Raw genomic sequence first — 17,689 nt, forward strand, 5'->3', positions numbered from 1 at the left:
CCGTCCATGTCCCTCGCCACGCTGGACCTCACCTCCCCCGTGTTCCTGGTGCCCGGCAACTCCCTGGAGAGGCAGTTGCGGGACAAGGCCCGCGTCCACCCCGCGCTGCCCGCACACGACGTCCAACAAATCGCCGCAGACCTGGGCAGCCTGCGGGACGGCGTGCCCGCGCGGATCGACGAGGGCGGCGGCGGCCGGGACGCCAGCCTGCTGCTGCACACGGCGTCGTACCGGCTGCGGCTGTTCCCGACGAACCGCGGTACGGGCTACGTCGTCGGCGCCGTCGACCCGGTGCGGCTGCGCGACCACAACGAACTCGCCCGCTCCTGCCTGCTGTTACGGGCCCCCGCCTGGCACATGATGTTCAACGTGCGCGCGGTTCCGCTGAACGCCGACGCGGGCTGGCAACGGGTGCTCGACGCCTGGTGGCACCTGGGCGCCGTACGCGCCGCCCCCCACGAGGTCCCCGCGCCGAACCCCGCCGAGGCGGCGTTCCTGGACTCGGTGGGGCGGCTCATCGACGCCAGCGAGCGCATCACCACGCGCGAGGAACGGCTCGGCGGCCCCTACCCGTACGCCGAGGTGGTCGCGACGGGCGGGCGGCGCCACGGACCGCGCGCCCTGTACGACTTCCGCGTGGTCGGCCCCGCGCTGCCTGAGCCGGACACCTTCGTCGAGGTGCGCGGCGAGGTCGAGTCGCGCGGCCAGGTCACGCGGGTGGACGGCGACCTGGTGACCGTCCGCTTCGACGAGCGGATCTCCTGGGACCACCTCCCACCCCAGGGCGAACTCACGCCGACGCCGAACACGGTCGTGTTCGCCAAGCAGCGCGAGGCGGTACGGCTGCTCAGGGACCGCGGCAGCCGCAACCCGCGCCTGCTGCCCGCGCTGGCCGAACACCGGGTCGGCCCCCTGCGGCCCAGCACCGTGACACCGACCCTGCCCCTGGACGACGACCAGCTCACGGCGTTCCACAAGGCCCTCGCCACCGACGACGTCCTGGTCGTGCTCGGCCCGCCCGGCACCGGCAAGACCCGCACCATCACGCAGATCGCGCATGCCTGCGCGGGCGGCCGGGTCCTGGTCACCTCGCACACCAACCGCGCCGTCGACAACGTGCTGGGCAAGCTGCCGCGCGACCTGGTCGTGATCCGCGTCGGCAACGACGGCAAGGTGTCCGACGAGGGCCGCCCCTACCTGCTGGAGCACCAGGCCGCCGAGCTGGCCCAGGAGGTCACCGGCACGATGGGCCTGCGCGAGGAGGCGTACGCGCACCTCGACGCCGCCCGCGCCTGGGCCGGGGAACTGGCCCGCGAGGTAGGGCGGCTGGACGAGCTGACCGCGGCGGAGGCCACCGCGCAGGCCGAGTTGGACGCCGCGCGGCGCACGGTCGGCGCCCCGGTACGGCAACGCCTCGACGAGCTGACCGCACGCCGGGACCAGGACCGCGAGCGGCACCAGCGCACCACCGCCGACCTCGAACAGGCGGCGCTCAAGGTACGCCGGACACGGGAGCGCGCGGACGGCAGGGCACTGGGCTGGCTGCACCGCGCCCTGCTCCCCCGTCGACAGCGACGGCTCGACGAACTCCGGGCCCGCGAGGCGGAGTTACGCGCCGCGCTCACCGCCACCGACGGCGCGATCACGGCGGCGGAGCGCGAGTGGGAGGCCGTCACCCGCGACGCCCCCGCCGTACGGCGGGCCCGCGACGCCCGGCAGCGGGTGCTCGACGACCTCGCGGACACCGCACGCCGGGCCCACGAGGCGGCCGACCGGGCCGCGTCGGCCGTCGCCCACGTGGACACACCGCCGTGGCCGCGACCGGCCGACGGGCACACCGGGCCGCGCGAGCTGCACGACTGGCTGACCCAGCGCCTGCCGCTGCTCCTCGCCCGGCGCGAGCTGACCTCCCAGTGGCGGGCCGCGGTCGCCGCCGAGCCGGGGCAGCTCACCCCCGAACTCATCCGGTACGCCCATGTGGTGGGCGCCACCTGCATCGGCGCCGCGTCCCGACCCGAGCTGTCCGGCATCGACTTCGACCTCGCCATCGTCGACGAGGCGGGCCAGATCGGCGTCGCCGACGCCCTCGTCCCGCTCGTACGCGCCCGGCGCGGCGTCCTGGTCGGGGACCACATGCAGCTCCCGCCGTTCCTCGACAGCGAGGTGGACTCCTGGGGGCGGGACGTGGCCTGCGCCGAGGTGCGGGAGCTGATGACGAAGAGCGCACTGGAACGGCTCGTCGACGGGCTGCCGGAGTCGCACGTCGTCCATCTGACCCTCCAGCGCCGGATGCCCGTCGAGATCGCCAGCTTCGCGTCCGCCGTGTTCTACGGCAACCGGTTGCGCACCGAGCACGACCACCCGCACGACGACCCCCTGTTCGCCAGCCCGATGGCGTTCGTGGACACCGGCGGGCTGCCCGCGCGCCTGCGCCGCGAGACCGCCACCGGACGGGCCACCGAACGCTTCGCGCGCAAGGGCGTCCGCAACGACTGCGAGGCGCGGCTGCTCGCCCGGCTCGCCGCGTTCTACCACCGGCGCGGCACCGGCTGGACGGTGATCGTGCCCTACCGCGCCCAGATCACGGCGGTGACCGCCGCGCTGACCCCGCTCGTCGGCGCCGCCCTCGCCGCCGACGGGGTGAAGACGGTCGACTCCTTCCAGGGCGGCGAACGCGAGGTCGTCCTCTACGGGTTCACCCGCAGCAACGCCCAGGGCCGCGTCGGCTTCCTGAAGGAACTGCGGCGTGCCAACGTCGCCTTCACCCGCGCCCAGCGGCAGCTCGTCCTCGTCGGCGACCTCGGCACCCTGCTCTCCGCCGACGACCCCGACTTCCGCGCCCTCGCCACCGAACTGCACCGGCACCTCACGGGGTGCGGCGACATCCGGTCGTACGACGACATCGTGGCGCTGCTCGACAAGGCGGCGCCGGAAGGGGACGGGACCGCGTGACGACCATGCCGTACCCGCCGGAACGGGTACTGGAGGACGCGGCGGTGCGGCGGGGGCTCACCCCGACCTGGCTGCACGCGCTGCTGCTGCCGGTGTGGCGGGTGGAGATCCGGGCCACGGTCACCGAGGGCGAGGACTTCGACCTCATCGACCGCTTCCTGGAACGCGGGCTCGCCTACGGCGGTCTGGAGACCGTGGCGGAACTGGCGGAGTTCTTCGCGCTGGAGGAGCCGCTCGTCGCCCAGGCGGTGCGCTTCCTGACGCGCACCGGGCACGTCGAGGACCTCGGCGGCACCCTCCGCCTCACCCCGCTGGGCCTGCGCTCGGTGCGGGACGACCGGCGGTACGTCGTCACCCGCGAGGACCGCCGCAAGCTGTACTTCGACGCGCTCACCCACGCCCCGCTGCCCCGCACCCACTACGACGAGAAGCGGGTGACGTACGTGGCCGGGGACGCCCCGGAGACGGGCGGGTACCCGCGGTTCACGCGGGTGTTCCCCCGCACCGGCTTCGACCACGCGGCGCTCACCCGGCTCGCCACCCGCACCGGGCGCGAGGAGCGCGAGCGGCTCAACCTGCCCGTGGCGCTGGACCAGGTGGAGAGCCTGGGCGCGGAGGAGTGCGTGTTCCTGCCCGTCCTCGTGGTGCGCGGCGTGCGCGGCAGCGGGCGGCCGGGGCTGCTGGTCTACAGCCAGATCGGCGCCGAACCCGACGACGACCTGACGGCGGTCGTGGAGCGGGCCGGGCACCTCCTGGCCGCCATCGAGACCGAGGAACGGGAGGCGGAGCACCGGGACGCCAGCCGCCGGGCGGCCGAACAGTGGCTGGAGCGGCAGGGACTGGGCGCGCACCGGCCACGCCGCCTGCCGGACGGCCGCCACTCGGTCACGCTCCCGGCGTCCGCGTTCGGCGGCGACGGCCTCCCCCTCACCCGGGTCGGCTCGTACGTCGTGCGCGGTGGCGGCTTCCTGCACGTGTGGTGCGCCGACGAGAACCTGCGCAAGCGCGCGCTGCTGGCGCGGCTGGAGCTGTGGCTGGGCCCACGGAAGCGGGTAGAGGTCCTCGACGCGGAGGCGCTCGTCGGCCAGCTCGCCCGGCAGTTGGAGCTGGACGTGCCGGACCTTTGGCAGCTACGCCTCGGCGCGGAGCGCACCGGCCTGCGCGCCCTCGCGGACCAGTTGGCCCGGCTGACGAGCTGAGCCGAATTCCCGGTTTCGCGGCGAAGGCACCTCCCCTTCGGGCACGCTCTGTGCATGGCCGGTTACGAAGACAGGGTGCCCGCGTATCTGACGTTCCGGGTGGCCGCGCAGGAAGGGCCCATCGCGGCGTTCGCGGAGCAGGAGGCGTGGGAGGCGCGGGAGCACTACCCCGACCTGATGGGGGTCGGGCTCGCGGAGTTCTTCCACGCGCGGGAGCTGGACACGGGCGGCTGGGAGCTGTCCGAGTACGGAAACGACACACCGCAGGGCGCCCGGGACTCCCTCGGGTCGCACTTCCGCAAGCGCGCCCAGCAGGCCGAGGCCGACGGTGACGCGAAGGCCCACAAGACGTGGATGGCCGCCGCGGAGCGCATGGACCGCGAGGTCGTCAACGACCTCCGCGTCCGCGGCGAGCGGTTCCGCGTCCTGCGGGCCTCACGGTTCGTCCGCATGGGCCGCAGCGGGCCCGAGCCGCCCCGGCCCTCCGACCCCGACCCTGCCGAGGTCGGGGAGGGCTATCAGGTGCGCTCCCGCACCAAGGGGTTCGTCGTCGACCCGTACACCAGCGCCGGACTCTCCGAGAGCCTGCTGAAGTTCGACCTCCTCCAGCTCGTCGGCGTACCCTCCAGCGCGCCCGACGACGTACTGGCGGACGCGCGGCACGCCGCGCACGCCTATCCGGGCGGGGTGCTGCTGCCCGCCGTGTTCATGATCTCCGAGCGGGTGGACGGCAAGTGGCAGTCCCACAACCCCGGCGCCTCGCACTCCACCCCGCAGGGCGCCCGCGACAGCCTCACCGGGTGGCTGCGGGTCATGGCCCCGTTCACGCTGCGGCTGCCGGAGGAGAAGAAGGCCGAGTACGCCCGCGCGGCCGACGTGCTCGACGACAAGCGCGGCAACAACCTCACCGTCGACGGCGTCCGGTACCGCGTCACCCGCATGGAGCGGCTCATCCGCATCGGCCCGGACGGCCCCGAGGGGCCCCGGCCCAGCGACTACGACCCCGAACCACCGGTGCTGGTGCAGAAGCGGCAACTGGAGGAGCAGGGGCTGTGGGACGAGGACGAGGAGACCTCTCCCGAACTCGACGCACGCGCCCGTGAGCTGAACGCCCTGTGGGAGCAGGAGGAGGCCCGGCGCCTCGCCGCCAAGGAGCGCAGGCGGCGGAAGCGGGGCGGCTGAGCCGACGGCTACTTCGCCCGGCACTCGAACCACACCGTCTTGCCGTCGCCGGTGGGGCGTACCGTCACGCCCCACCGGTCGGTCACCGCGTCCACCAGCAGCAGCCCGCGCCCGTTGTCGGCGAGCGTGTCCCCACCGCCCGTGACCGGCAGCCTCGGACAGCCGTCCGACACCTCCACCCGCACGGCGGCGGGCAGCAGCAGGAAGCAGATACGGCAGCGGCGCCCCGGCACATGCCGTACGACGTTCGCCATCAGCTCGGTCAGCGCCAGCTCGGCCGCGTCCGCCACGTCGAGCAGGCCCGCGCCCGTCAGGTACAGCCGCAGGATGCGGCGCAGGTGCCGTGCCGAGTGCTCGCCCACGGCGAACTCGGCGCGGTACTTCGACTCAAAGTCCGTCGCCCGCGGACCAATTACGTGATTCACGTCACCAGGATGCGACGCACCGCATACGCTCGACTACGCAACGAAACGAACGCTGTGAGGCGTTGCAGGCCGGAGGTGCACACGTGGCCCACATCCAGACGCTCGACCCGACCGCGTCCCCGCTCCACTACTACGGCGGCGAGTTGCGCCGCCTGCGCGAGGCGGCCAACCTGAGACAGGGTCAGCTCGGGGACATCATCTTCTGCACGGGTTCGCTGGTGGGCCAGATCGAGACGGCGAAGAAGGTCCCGACCCGGGACTTCTCCGAGCGCGTGGACGCGGCGCTGGGCACGGACGGGGTGTTCTCCCGGCTGGTGGGCCTGGTACTCCGCAGCCAACTGCCGACGTGGTTCCAGCCGTACGCGGACATGGAGGCGAAGGCGACGTACATTTCGACCTACCAGGCGCAGTTGGTGTACGGCCTGTTGCAGACGGAGGAGTACGCGCGGGCGCTGCTCAGCGTCGGTCATCCCGACAAGGTCGACGAGATGGTGGCGGCCCGGTTGGAGCGCCAGCGCATCTTGGCCCGCGAGCAGCCTCCGGCCCTGTGGGTGGTACTGAGCGAGGCCGCGCTGCTCCAGTACGTCGGTGGCCGTGACGTCATGCGCGGGCAACTCGCCCGCCTGTTGGAGTTCCGTGACAACCCGTGGGTGCAGATCCAGGTGCTTCCGTTCTCGGTCGGCCAGCACACGGGAATGATGGGCACGTTCACGCTCCTCAGGTTCGACGACGACCCCGACCTGTTCTACGTGGACGGCTACGACCAGGGTCATATGACCGCCAACCCACAGGTAATCAAGGAGCGTTCAGTCGGCTACGCTCGTTTGCAAGCCACAGCCCTCTCCCCCGAGGACTCGGCGGCACTGATCGCTCGCGTGATGGAGGAACGTTATGGGGACCGGCCATGACCTGACCGCAGCACGGTGGCGGAAGTCGTCGTACAGCGGCACCAACGGCGGCGAGTGCGTTGAGTGCACGGTCATCGACGGCGCGGCGTGGCGTAAGTCCTCGCACAGCGGCAACACCGGCGGCGACTGCGTAGAAGTCGCCCCCGGTCGCCCCACCGGCACCGTCCCCGTTCGGGACAGCAAGAACCCCTCCGGACCCGTCCTCACCGTCGGCGGAGCCGCCTGGCAGGCGTTCGTTGACGGGCTGCGTTAGCCCTCCGCCATCTCCCAGATCAGCAGTTCCGCCCCCGCCTCCAGACCCTCCGCCTCCGTCTCCTTCTCGGCCGTGAGTCTCGCCGCGTCGCCGGGGCCGAGGTGCTCGGTGCCCACCCGGGCCTCGCCGCGGGTGACGTGGACGTACACGTACCGGCCGTCCGGGACCGCCGTGCGCTCGCCCGGACCGAGGCGGCGGACGTGGAGCATCGCGCCCGCCTCCGGGAGGGCGTACGGCGTGGAGTCCGCGATGCCGTGGACGATCTCGTAGAAGGGGTCGCCGCCGGGCTCCCGGGGGGCCAGCCACATCTGGAGGAAGACCAGCGGCGTCGGGCCGTCGTTGCGTTCCACGTGGCGGACGCCCGACGCCGCGCTCAGGCGCTGGACGTCGCCGGGGCGGACCACCGTCTCCCGGCCCGTCGAGTCGCGGTGGGTCAGCTCGCCCTCGACCACCCACGTGACGATCTCCGTGTGGCTGTGCGGGTGCTCGGTGAAGCCCGCGCCGGGGGCCAGGTGTTCCTCGTTGCAGGCGATCAGGGGGCCGAAGCGGAGGTTGTCGGGGTCGTAGTGCGGGCCGAAGGAGAAGGCGTGGCGGGTGTCGATGCCCGCGTGCGGGTCGCCGCCTGGGTAGCGCTCGTCCGCGCGCCGTACGTCCATCACGGGGTCCACCGTAGACCCGCTCCCGTCCCCCGCCCGTGCGCACTGCTGACCCGGCGGCGCATGGGCGGCGCCGGATAAGGCAGTCTTGTCCCGTGCCCGAACCCGAAACCCGCGCCGCCGACGCCTCCCCGCCCGACGTCCACCCGCACGCCGCGACCCTGCGGCGGCTGGAGAAGTCCTCCGGTTCGCTCGCCGCGCAGGCGATCGCGCGGATGGACGAGACGTTGCCGTGGTACCGGGCGATGCCCCCGGAGAACCGTTCCTGGATCGGGCTGGTCGCCCAGGCCGGTATCGCCGCGTTCACGGAGTGGTTCCGGCGCCCGGACGCCCCGCAGGCGATCTCCACGGACGTCTTCGGGACGGCGCCGCGTGAGCTGACGCGGGCGATCACGCTGCGGCAGACCGTGGAGATGGTGCGGACGACGATCGAGGTCATGGAGACCGCGATCGACGAGGTGGCGGCGCCCGGGGACGAGAGCGTGCTGCGCGAGGCGCTGCTCGTGTACGCGCGGGAGATCGCCTTCGCCACCGCGCAGGTCTACGCGCAGGCCGCCGAGGCACGCGGTGCCTGGGACGCCCGCCTTGAGTCGCTCGTCGTGAACGCCGTGCTGAGCGGGGAGGCCGACGAGGGGGCCGTCAGCCGGGCCGCCGCGCTGGGGTGGAACTCGCCGGAGCACGTGTGCGTGGTCCTCGGGACCGCGCCGGACGGGGACAGTGAGCTGACCGTGGAGGCCATCCGGCGGGCCGCCCGGCACGCGAAGCTCCAGGTGCTCACGGGGGTGCTCGGGAACCGGCTGGTGGTCATCGCGGGCGGCAGCGACAACCCGCTGGCCGTGGCGAAGTCGCTGATCGGGCCCTATGCCGCCGGGCCCGTCGTCGCCGGGCCCGTGGTGCCCGACCTGCTGGCCGCGACCCGGTCCGCGCAGGCCGCCGCCGCGGGACTGAAGGCGTGCTTCGCCTGGCAGGACGCCCCGCGCCCGGTGCTGGCGGACGATCTGCTTCCGGAACGCGCCATAGCCGGGGACCCCGGCGCGCGCGAGCAGTTGGTGGAGGAGATCTACAGACCGCTGGAGGTCGCGGGGTCCGCGTTGCTGGAGACGCTCAGCGTGTATCTGGAACAGGCGAGCAGCCTGGAGGGCGCGGCGCGGATGCTCTTCGTGCATCCCAACACCGTGCGCTACCGGCTGCGACGTGTGACTGACGTCACCGGCTGGTCGCCGTCCGACGTACGCTCCGCGTTCACGCTGCGGATCGCGCTCATCCTGGGGCGTCTCGCCGACGGTGACCCCCAGGTTTAGCTATTTGTGGAGGGTCCACAAAACCCCCTGCTGTTCTTCGTCCTTGTCCCCACGGGCGGCTTTGGCCGTCCACAAGAGAGAGTGTGAGAGTGCTCGTACTCGTCGCTCCCGGCCAGGGCGCCCAGACGCCCGGCTTCCTGACCCCCTGGCTCGAACTGCCCGGCGCCACCGACCGTGTGGCCGCCTGGTCGGACGCCATCGGCCTCGACCTGGCCCACTACGGCACCCAGGCCGACGCCGACGCGATCCGTGACACCGCGGTGGCGCAGCCGCTGCTGGTCGCCGCCGGTCTGCTCTCCGCCATGGCACTCAGTGACACCGCGGAGTTCACCCCGGACGCCGTCGCCGGGCACAGCGTCGGTGAGATCACCGCCGCCGTGCTCGCCGGGGTCCTCGACGACACCGCCGCGCTGACCCTCGTACGCAGGCGCGGCCTGGCGATGGCCGAGGCCGCCGCCGTCACCGAGACCGGGATGTCGGCGCTGCTCGGCGGCGACCCCGAGGTCAGCGTCGCGCACCTGGAGAAGCTGGGGCTCACCCCGGCGAACATGAACGGCGCAGGTCAGATCGTCGCCGCGGGCACGCTGGAGCAGCTCGCCGCGCTGGCCGAGGACAAGCCGGAGGGGGTGCGCAAGGTGATGCCGCTGAAGGTCGCGGGCGCCTTCCACACCCACCACATGGCCCCGGCCGTGGAGAAGCTCGCCGAGGCCGCCAAGGCGCTGACGCCCGCCGACCCGAAGGTGACGTACGTCTCCAACAAGGACGGCGCGGCGGTCGCCACCGGCACCGAGGTCCTCCAGCGGCTGGTCGGGCAGGTCGCCAACCCGGTCCGCTGGGACCTGTGCATGGAGACGTTCAAGGAGCTGGGCGTCACCGCGCTGGTCGAGGTGTGCCCGGGCGGTACCCTCACCGGTCTCGCCAAGCGTGCGCTGCCCGGCGTGGCGACGCTCGCCCTGAAGACCCCCGCGGACCTCGACGCGGCCCGCCAGCTCGTCGCCGAGCACGTCTAAGACGCCCGAAGGAGCCGACCGGATTATGGCCAAGATCAAGCCCAGCAAGGGCGCCCCGTACGCGCGCATCCTCGGTGTGGGCGGCTACCGGCCCACCCGTGTCGTGCCGAACGAGGTGATCCTGGAGACGATCGACTCGTCCGACGAGTGGATCCGCTCCCGTTCCGGCATCGAGACCCGGCACTGGGCGGGCGCCGAGGAGACCGTCGCCGCGATGTCGGTGGAGGCGTCCGGCAAGGCCATCGCGGACGCCGGGATCGACGCCGCGCAGATCGGCGCCGTGATCGTCTCCACGGTCAGCCACTTCAAGCAGACCCCGGCCGTCGCCACCGAGATCGCCGACAAGCTCGGCACGGCGAAGGCCGCCGCCTTCGACATCTCCGCGGGCTGCGCGGGCTTCGGCTACGGTCTCACCCTCGCCAAGGGCATGATCGTCGAGGGTTCCGCCGAGTACGTGCTGGTCATCGGCGTGGAGCGGCTGAGCGACCTGACCGACCTGGAGGACCGCGCGACGGCCTTCCTGTTCGGTGACGGCGCCGGAGCCGTCGTCGTCGGCCCGTCGAAGGAGCCCGCGATCGGTCCCACGGTGTGGGGCTCGGAGGGCGACAAGGCGGAGACCATCAAGCAGACCGTGCCGTGGACGGACTACCGGGACGGCCACGTCGAGAAGTTCCCGGCGATCACCCAGGAAGGCCAGGCGGTGTTCCGCTGGGCCGTGTTCGAGATGGCGAAGGTCGCCCAGCAGGCGCTGGACGCGGCCGGGATCAGCGCGGACGAACTGGACGTCTTCATCCCGCACCAGGCCAACGAGCGGATCATCGACTCGATGGTGAAGACCCTGAAGCTGCCGGAGACCGTCACGGTCGCCCGGGACGTACGCACCACCGGCAACACCTCGGCCGCCTCGATCCCGCTCGCGATGGAGCGTCTCCTGGCGACCGGTCAGGCGAAGAGCGGCGACACCGCGCTCGTCATCGGATTCGGGGCGGGTCTCGTCTACGCCGCGTCGGTCGTTACCCTCCCCTAGGCACTCCGTGCCGGATGATCCGTCCGGCACGGCAGCGAACCACAGCATCCCTCTCTGGAAACCAACGAAGGAGCGCCAACATGGCCGCCACTCAGGAAGAGATCGTCGCCGGTCTCGCGGAGATCGTGAACGAGATCGCCGGCATCCCGGTTGAGGACGTCCAGTCGGACAAGTCCTTCACCGACGACCTGGACGTCGACTCGCTGTCCATGGTCGAGGTCGTCGTCGCCGCCGAAGAGCGCTTCGACGTCAAGATCCCGGACGACGACGTCAAGAACCTCAAGACCGTCGGCGACGCGACCGAATACATCCTCAAGCACCAGGGCTGATCACCGATCACCCCCTGGGCTGACTGCCCCGCCACCCGGCGGTGGCGCCGTCATCCCCGCCTCGCGCGGGGGTTGTCCTCCTCGTAACCGTTGGAGAAAGAATTCCCGTGAGCCCGACCAATCGCACCGTGGTCGTCACCGGTATCGGCGCAACCACACCGCTGGGTGGCGACGCAGCCTCGACCTGGGAAGGGCTGGTGGCCGGACGTTCCGGCGTCAAGCCCCTGGAGCAGGAGTGGGCGGCCGAGCAGGCCGTCCGCATCGCCGCCACCATCGCCGTGGAGCCCTCCGAGGTCATCCCACGGCCGCAGGCCGCCGACTCGACCGCTCGGCGCAGTTCGCGCTGATCGCGGCGCAGGAGGCGTGGGCCGACGCCGGTTTCACCGCCAAGGCCGGTGAGGGGTCGTCCGAGGTCGACCCGGACCGCCTCGGCGCCGTCATCGCCTCCGGCATCGGCGGTGTGACGACCCTCCTCGACCAGTACGACGTGCTCAAGGAGAAGGGCGTACGCCGCGTCTCCCCGCACACCGTCCCCATGCTGATGCCGAACGGCCCGTCCGCCAACGTGGGCCTGGCCGTGGGCGCACGCGCGGGCGTGCACACCCCGGTCTCCGCCTGCGCGTCCGGCGCCGAGGCCATCGGCTACGCCATCGAGATGATCCGCACCGGCCGCGCCGACGTCGTCGTCGCCGGTGGCACGGAGGCGGCGATCCACCCGCTGCCCATCGCCGCGTTCGGCAACATGATGGCGATGTCCAAGAACAACGACGACCCGCAGGGCGCCTCCCGCCCCTACGACACCGCCCGGGACGGCTTCGTCCTCGGTGAGGGCGCGGGCGTCGTCGTCCTGGAGTCCGCCGAGCACGCCGCCAAGCGCGGCGCCCGCGTCTACGCGGAGGCGGTCGGCCAGGGCATCTCCGCCGACGGCCACGACATCGTGCAGCCGGAGCCGGAGGGGCGGGGCATCGCGCACGCCCTGCACAACCTGCTGGACCGCACCGACCTGAAGCCGTCGGAGATCGTGCACGTGAACGCGCACGCGACGTCCACGCCCGCCGGTGACATCGCGGAGCTGAAGGCGCTGCGGAAGGTGTTCGGCGACGACGCCGACCACATCGCGGTGTCCGCGACCAAGTCGATGACGGGGCACCTGCTGGGTGGCGCGGGCGGGGTCGAGACCGTCGCGACCGTGCTGGCGCTGTACCACCGGGTGGCGCCGCCCACCATCAACGTCGAGAACCTCGACCCTGAGGCGGAGGCGAACGCTGATGTGGTGCGGGGCGAGGCGCGGAAGCTGCCCGTGGAGGGCCGGATCGCGGCCCTGAACGACTCGTTCGGGTTCGGCGGGCACAACGTGGTGCTGGCGTTCCGGACGGTGTGACGTCTTACGTCAGCTTGATGGCCCGGGTCCCTTTGGGGGTCCGGGCCATTGCCGTTGTGTGTGAGGGTCGTGTGCCGAGTGCGGGTGGTGTGTGGCTCAAGTTCCCTTCTCACACCACCCGAAAAGCCTCACACCACCTGGTGGAGCCATCTCACCGGTGCTCCCTCGCCCGCGTAGCGGAAGGGTTCCAGTTCGTCGTCCCAGGGCTTGCCGAGGAGTTTGGCGATCTCGGCCTCCAGTTCGGTCTCGCCGCGTTGGGCGCGGACCAGGGCGGCGCGCAGGCGGTCCTCGGGGATGAGGATGTCGCCGTGGATGCCGGTGACGGCGTGGAAGATGCCGAGGTCGGGGGTGCAGCTGTAGCGCTCGCCCTCGGCGGTGGGGCAGGGCTCGGCGGTGACCTCGAAGCGCAGCAGGTGCCAGCCGCGCAGCGCGGAGGCCAGTTTGGAGGCGGTGCCCGCCTCGCCCTGCCAGGAGAACTCCGAGCGCCAGGTGCCGGGCGCGGCGGGCTGCCGGATCCAGTCGAGGTTGACGCGGGTGCCCAGCACCCCGGCGACGGCCCACTCGACGTGCGGGCACAGCGCGCGCGGAGCGGAGTGCACGTACAGAACTCCACGTGTCGTCACCGGGACCTCCGAGCAGAGCGGGACGTGGGCGGGCGGGTGGGCGGTGGTGGCGGCGGGGCCACGCTGATGGCGAGGCTACCGTGCGGGGGCGCGCGGAGTGTGACGTACCGTCGGTCCCGGTGCGCACAACGCCTCCCTTTCACCCGGCAGGACGCTTGTGCGGGGCGGTGGCGGGGGGCGCGCGGGCGTACGGGAACTCGCGCGCGTTGTCATGAGTGGGGGCGGGTCCGGCGGCGGCGTGGCGAGCGAGGGGATCTTCTTCAGATGCGGAGTGGCGGTCACCGCGCGGGAGGTGTGCTCGCGGCGCTGGTCGCGGGCGCGCTGGCGCTGACGGGGTGTGACGCGGTCGGCGGTGACTCGGCGGGCCCCACGGCGGACGCGAGCAGCGCGCGGCCGTCGCCGAAGCCGACGCCGGAGTGGGACCGCAGCCCGGAGTCGCTCGCGGCGGTCGGTGACTCCATCACCCGGGGCTTCGACGCCTGCGGGGTGCTGTCGGACTGTCCGGAGGTGTCCTGGGCGACCGGTGACAGCGCGGAGGTGAACAGCCTGGCGGTGCGGCTGCTGGGGCGCTCGGGGGCGGCGGAGCGGAGCTGGAACTACGCGGTGTCCGGGGCGCGGATGGCGGACCTGCCCGGCCAGATGGCCCGCGCGGCGGCGCGGCGGCCGGAGTTGGTGACGGTGATGACGGGCGCGAACGACGCCTGCCGGGCGACGACGGCGCAGATGACGCCGGTCGCGGAGTTCCGTGCCGACTTCGAGGACGCCCTGCGCACCCTGCGCAGGACCGCGCCGAAGGCGCAGGTGTACGTGGCGAGCGTGCCGAACCTGATGCGGCTGTGGTCGCAGGGCCGGGGCAACCCGCTGGGCAAGCAGGTGTGGAAGCTGGGCATCTGCCCGTCGATGCTGGACGACGCGGACGCGCTGGACACGGCGGCCACCCTGCGCCGGGAGACGGTACTGAAGCGCGTGGAGGACTACAACGCCGTGTTGGAGGAGGTGTGCGCCAAGGACCGCCGCTGCCGCTTCGACGGGGGCGCGGTGTACGAGTACCGGTTCGGGACGGACCAGTTGAGCCACTGGGACTGGTTCCACCCCAGCAAGAACGGCCAGGCGCGGCTCGCGGAGATCGCGTACCGCACGGTGACGGCCCGGCAGTCGCCCTCGTAGCGGCCGTGACCTAGGGTTTCGCTCATGAGCGAACTTTCCGGCACACCTTTCGGCACACTTTCCGACGGCACCGAGGTGCGCAGTTGGACTCTGGAGCGCGCGGGCGTACGGGTGCGGGTGCTGTCGTACGGCGGGATCGTGCAGTCGGTCCAGGTGCCGGACCGCACCGGCCGCCCCGGGAACGTGGTGCTCGGGTTCGACGACCCCGCGGGCTACGAGGAGCACCCGGGGCCGTACTTCGGCGCGTTGGTCGGCCGGTACGCCAACCGGATCGCGGGCGGCGCCTTCCCGCTCGACGGGCGGACGTACCAGGTCACCCGCAACGAGGGCCCGAGTTGTCTGCACGGCGGCGCGCGCGGCTTCGACAAGCGGGTGTGGGAGGTCGTCCCGGACGGCCCGTACGCGCTGCGTCTGTCGCGGGTCAGCCCGGACGGCGAGGAGGGCTTCCCGGGGCGGGTGGAGGTGTCGGCGGTGTACGCGCTGGAGGAGTCCGGCGCGCTGCGCCTCGACTACGAGGCGGTCACGGACGCGCCGACGGTCCTGGCGCTGACGAACCACTCGTACTGGAACCTGGGCGGTGTGGACGGCGGTCCGGAGCCCACCGCCGGTCACGAACTGCGCGTGGACGCCTCCCGGTACACGCCGGTGGACGCCGATCTGATCCCGACCGGGGTGGCGGAGGTGGCGGGCACCCGCTTCGACTTCCGTGAGCCGCGGAAGTCGGGTTCGGGCTACGACCACAACTACGTGCTGGACAAGGGCGTCACCCAGGCCGCGGAGGAGGTCGCCGAGCTGTACGACCCGGCGTCGGGGAGGGTGCTGACGGTGGCGACCACCGAACCGGGGCTCCAGCTCTACACCGCCGACCAGTTGACCGGACCGTACCCCCCTGGCTCCGGCATCGCACTGGAGACCCAGCACTTCCCCGACTCCCCCAACCACCCGGAGTTCCCGAGCACCGTGCTGCGGCCGGGCGAGGTGTACCGGTCGCGGACGGTGTACGGGTTCGCGGTGCGCGACTGACGTCCGTCAGCCCTGGTCCGGTGGTCAGGTCACCGGACCAGGGCTGCCCCGACGGTAACCGGCGCGCCGATCCCGTGGTCGGCGATCAGGTGCCCCTGGATGAATCTCGTACCAACCCTTCACAAACGGCCACACCGGCTACGGATGCGATACTTCCGCCGTCCGGCACCACGCACGCTCCCCACGGCGACGGAAGGACCGAACTCCCTTGATCTACCTACGCGTTCATACGAGAACGAGGGTGCTCGGCGCCCTCGGCCTGGCCCTGCTGGCCACCCTGTCCGCCCCGACGTCGGCCCCTGCGGTGGCCGCGCCCGCCGCCGCCCCGACCGTCGAGGAGCAGCGCCTCGACGGCCCCGTGCCGCGGGAGATCCTGCGGCGCTCCGGGTTCGACGCGGTGGCGCCGCGGCTGGCGGGGGCACTGGACTCGGCCCGCTCCTACGCGCAGGCCCGGCGGACCGTCGTCCACCAGGGGTCGGCGCTGTGGCGGCGGGCCGTGGGCCGGGCGCAGGGGCGGGGCCCGACGGGCGGCGACCTGAGCCGGGACGACGACCGGCCGCTGTACTGGGCGCGGCTGGGCATGACGCGTGAACTGCGCCTGTGGGAGCCGTCGTTCCCGCTCTCCGAGGCGCGGCGGGCGGCGCTGCTCGACGCCCTGGAGCGCACCTCGCGCGGGCAGACGGACATCCGGTACCGGCGCGGGGGCGGGGAGCGGCGGGTGCTGCTCACCGGGTTCGACCCGTTCACCCTGGACCGGGACATCCGGATCTCCAACCCGTCCGGCGCCACCGCGCTCGCCCTCGACGGCACGGTGATCGAGACGGCGGACGGTCCGGCGCGGGTGGAGACGGCGGTGTTCCCGGTGCGCTGGCGGGACTTCACGGCGGGCACGGTGGAGCGGACGCTGCGGCCGTACCTGCCGCACGTGGACCTGTTCGCCACGGTCAGCCAGGGCCGGGTGGGGCGGTTCGACATCGAGCGCACCAACGGGGCCTGGCGGGGCGGCTTCCCCGACAACGAGAACGTCGGCCTGACGGAGACCGTGCCGGTGACCGACCCGGCCAGCCAGCCGCAGTGGACGCCGACGACGCTGCCGTACGCGGCGGTCGTCGCGGCGGACACCGGGCGCTTCCCGGTCTACGACAACACGTCCGTGACGGAGGTCCCGGCGGGCGGCACCGCGGCGGTCGTACGGCCGGACGGGCCGACGCCGGGGTCGACGGCGCGGGCCGGGGGCGGCGGGAACTACCTCTCCAACGAGATCGCCTACCGCGCGACGCTGCTGCGCGACCGGCTCGGCCTGCGCGCCACGCTGCCCGGCGGCCATGTGCACACGCCGGTGCTCCAGTTCGCGGCCGGGAACACCACCGAGGTCACCGACCCGGAGTTCGTACGCAACCGGCTGGACATCATCGCGCAGGTGCGCGCGGTGGTGACGGTGGCGGTCGGCGCTAGGAGCTGAGGCTCTTCTCGGTCGGCTCCGGGGCGTCGCCCTCCTCGATCTCCTCGCCCAGCAGGTCGCGGGCCATGAGGGTGGCGCCCGCGACCGCGCCGGGCATCAGGAAGACGGCGACCAGCGGGACCAGGAAGGCCAGCGCGAGGGGCGTACCGAAGCCCCAGACCAGCGGTTTGCGGGCGCGCAGCAGGGCGAGCCGCTCGCGGAGTTCGACGCCGCGCCGCTGGAGGGCGACGGCGGTCAGCTCCTCGGCGAGGAAGAAGCCGGTGACGACGAAGCCGACCGCGGGGACGACGGTCTGGCCGACGACGGGCAGGAACCCGAGGCCGAACAGCAGCACGCCCCACAGGGCGGCGCGGACCAGGATGCGCAGGCTGTCCCGGGCGGAGATCCACAGCTCCCGGTGGAGCGGAAGGCCGGACTCGGGCGCGGTGCCGTCCGGGGAGACGTCGCGGTCGACCCGCTCGGAGAGGTTCTCGTAGAACGGCTGTCCGACCAGCAGGGTCACGGCGGTGAAGGTGAGGACGGCGAGCAGCAGGGCGAGGGCGAACAGCACGGCGGTGAGGAAGCCGCGGAAGAGCCCGGCCCAGGGGCTGGACCAGTCGTCGGCGAACGGGGTCGCCCAGGTGACGAGGTCCGCGCCCCACAGCGCGAGGGCGACCAGCGCCGCCGCGTAGAGCAGCAGGGTGATCAGTCCGGGCAGCAGCGCGAAGCCGTAGCTCCTGCCGTGCCGGGCCACCCACCGCTGGCCTTTGAGGAGATAGCGGAAGCCCGCCCCGAGATCACGCATGACGTGA

At 72.7% G+C, this 17,689-nt stretch carries 16 protein-coding genes and 1 pseudogene; 13 read left to right on the plus strand and 4 right to left on the minus strand.

From position 1 onward, the window contains the following. Nucleotides 1-6: 6 nt before the first annotated feature. Genes ACFQZ6_RS11110 through ACFQZ6_RS11120 form a run of 3 tightly spaced genes read left to right on the plus strand, consistent with a single transcriptional unit; the run spans nucleotide 7 to nucleotide 5,333 of the window. The gene (locus ACFQZ6_RS11110) at nucleotides 7-2,952 is read left to right on the plus strand and encodes a DEAD/DEAH box helicase (protein ID WP_381607174.1); all 2,946 of its coding nucleotides are present in this window, start codon (nucleotides 7-9) and stop codon (nucleotides 2,950-2,952) included. Beyond that, nucleotides 2,949-4,151, plus strand: coding sequence for a hypothetical protein (locus tag ACFQZ6_RS11115; RefSeq protein ID WP_381607176.1), 1,203 nt, complete (start codon nucleotides 2,949-2,951; stop codon nucleotides 4,149-4,151). The genes ACFQZ6_RS11110 and ACFQZ6_RS11115 overlap by 4 nt, the downstream gene beginning before the upstream one ends. Nucleotides 4,152-4,205: 54 nt before the next feature. Further along, the gene (locus ACFQZ6_RS11120; RefSeq protein ID WP_381607178.1) at nucleotides 4,206-5,333 is read left to right on the plus strand and encodes a DUF5954 family protein; all 1,128 of its coding nucleotides are present in this window, start codon (nucleotides 4,206-4,208) and stop codon (nucleotides 5,331-5,333) included. A gap of 8 nt (nucleotides 5,334-5,341) precedes the next feature. Here ACFQZ6_RS11120 and ACFQZ6_RS11125 read toward each other — a convergent pair whose 3' ends face one another. Next, the gene (locus ACFQZ6_RS11125; protein ID WP_381607181.1) at nucleotides 5,342-5,758 is read right to left on the minus strand and encodes an ATP-binding protein; all 417 of its coding nucleotides are present in this window, start codon (nucleotides 5,756-5,758) and stop codon (nucleotides 5,342-5,344) included. 83 nt (nucleotides 5,759-5,841) lie between these two features. On the opposite strand from ACFQZ6_RS11125, the gene ACFQZ6_RS11130 reads away from it, so the two are divergent. Together ACFQZ6_RS11130 and ACFQZ6_RS11135 are read left to right on the plus strand one after the other, a co-directional pair. Continuing rightward, nucleotides 5,842-6,666, plus strand: a complete 825-nt coding sequence (locus ACFQZ6_RS11130) for a helix-turn-helix domain-containing protein (RefSeq protein WP_381607183.1) — start codon at nucleotides 5,842-5,844, stop codon at nucleotides 6,664-6,666. Further along, a complete protein-coding gene (locus ACFQZ6_RS11135; protein ID WP_381607185.1) occupies nucleotides 6,650-6,919 on the plus strand; it encodes a DUF397 domain-containing protein in 270 nt (89 codons plus the stop codon). Before ACFQZ6_RS11130 ends, ACFQZ6_RS11135 begins: the two co-directional genes overlap by 17 nt. On the opposite strand, the gene ACFQZ6_RS11140 is transcribed toward ACFQZ6_RS11135, so the two are convergent. Further along, the gene (locus ACFQZ6_RS11140) at nucleotides 6,916-7,575 is read right to left on the minus strand and encodes a pirin family protein (RefSeq protein ID WP_381618226.1); all 660 of its coding nucleotides are present in this window, start codon (nucleotides 7,573-7,575) and stop codon (nucleotides 6,916-6,918) included. The genes ACFQZ6_RS11135 and ACFQZ6_RS11140 overlap by 4 nt on opposite strands. 95 nt (nucleotides 7,576-7,670) lie before the next feature. Here ACFQZ6_RS11140 and ACFQZ6_RS11145 point away from each other — a divergent pair, with 95 nt between their 5' ends. From ACFQZ6_RS11145 to fabF, 5 genes and pseudogenes are all read left to right on the plus strand, one after another. Next, nucleotides 7,671-8,876, plus strand: coding sequence for a PucR family transcriptional regulator (locus ACFQZ6_RS11145; RefSeq protein WP_381607186.1), 1,206 nt, complete (start codon nucleotides 7,671-7,673; stop codon nucleotides 8,874-8,876). Nucleotides 8,877-8,965: 89 nt separating this feature from the next. Continuing rightward, entirely contained in the window at nucleotides 8,966-9,886 is a 921-nt protein-coding gene (locus tag ACFQZ6_RS11150; protein WP_381607188.1) for an ACP S-malonyltransferase, read from the plus strand. 25 nt (nucleotides 9,887-9,911) lie between these two features. Beyond that, nucleotides 9,912-10,913 (plus strand): ketoacyl-ACP synthase III, encoded by a 1,002-nt coding sequence (locus ACFQZ6_RS11155; RefSeq protein ID WP_381607190.1) that lies wholly within the window; start codon nucleotides 9,912-9,914, stop codon nucleotides 10,911-10,913. Nucleotides 10,914-10,993: 80 nt separating this feature from the next. Then, nucleotides 10,994-11,242 (plus strand): acyl carrier protein, encoded by a 249-nt coding sequence (locus tag ACFQZ6_RS11160; protein WP_381607192.1) that lies wholly within the window; start codon nucleotides 10,994-10,996, stop codon nucleotides 11,240-11,242. 107 nt (nucleotides 11,243-11,349) lie between these two features. After that, nucleotides 11,350-12,623: pseudogene (gene fabF, locus ACFQZ6_RS11165) on the plus strand (beta-ketoacyl-ACP synthase II). Between the two features lie 128 nt (nucleotides 12,624-12,751). On the opposite strand, the gene ACFQZ6_RS11170 reads toward fabF, so the two are convergent. Next, nucleotides 12,752-13,246: a DUF3145 domain-containing protein gene (locus tag ACFQZ6_RS11170; RefSeq protein WP_381607194.1), complete on the minus strand. Its 495-nt coding sequence runs from the start codon at nucleotides 13,244-13,246 to the stop codon at nucleotides 12,752-12,754. 264 nt (nucleotides 13,247-13,510) lie between these two features. Between ACFQZ6_RS11170 and ACFQZ6_RS11175 the strand changes: the two genes are divergently transcribed. The 3 genes from ACFQZ6_RS11175 to ACFQZ6_RS11185 all read left to right on the plus strand — a co-directional run bounded on the left by ACFQZ6_RS11175 (nucleotide 13,511) and on the right by ACFQZ6_RS11185 (nucleotide 16,898). Further along, nucleotides 13,511-14,413 carry an SGNH/GDSL hydrolase family protein gene (locus ACFQZ6_RS11175; protein ID WP_381607196.1) on the plus strand — a complete coding sequence of 301 codons (903 nt, stop codon included), beginning with the start codon at nucleotides 13,511-13,513 and terminating at the stop codon, nucleotides 14,411-14,413. 24 nt (nucleotides 14,414-14,437) lie between these two features. Beyond that, a complete protein-coding gene (locus ACFQZ6_RS11180; protein ID WP_381607198.1) occupies nucleotides 14,438-15,436 on the plus strand; it encodes an aldose epimerase family protein in 999 nt (332 codons plus the stop codon). 241 nt (nucleotides 15,437-15,677) lie between these two features. Next, a complete protein-coding gene (locus ACFQZ6_RS11185; RefSeq protein ID WP_381607200.1) occupies nucleotides 15,678-16,898 on the plus strand; it encodes a pyroglutamyl peptidase in 1,221 nt (406 codons plus the stop codon). On the opposite strand, the gene ACFQZ6_RS11190 is transcribed toward ACFQZ6_RS11185, so the two are convergent. Next, complete coding sequence (locus ACFQZ6_RS11190; protein ID WP_381607202.1) at nucleotides 16,888-17,682, minus strand: EI24 domain-containing protein; 795 nt, start codon at nucleotides 17,680-17,682, stop codon at nucleotides 16,888-16,890. The genes ACFQZ6_RS11185 and ACFQZ6_RS11190 overlap by 11 nt on opposite strands. Nucleotides 17,683-17,689: the final 7 nt, after the last annotated feature.

Source organism: Streptomyces flavalbus (assembly GCF_042674625.1).
GTDB classification, from domain to species: Bacteria; Actinomycetota; Actinomycetes; order Streptomycetales; family Streptomycetaceae; genus Streptomyces; species Streptomyces flavalbus.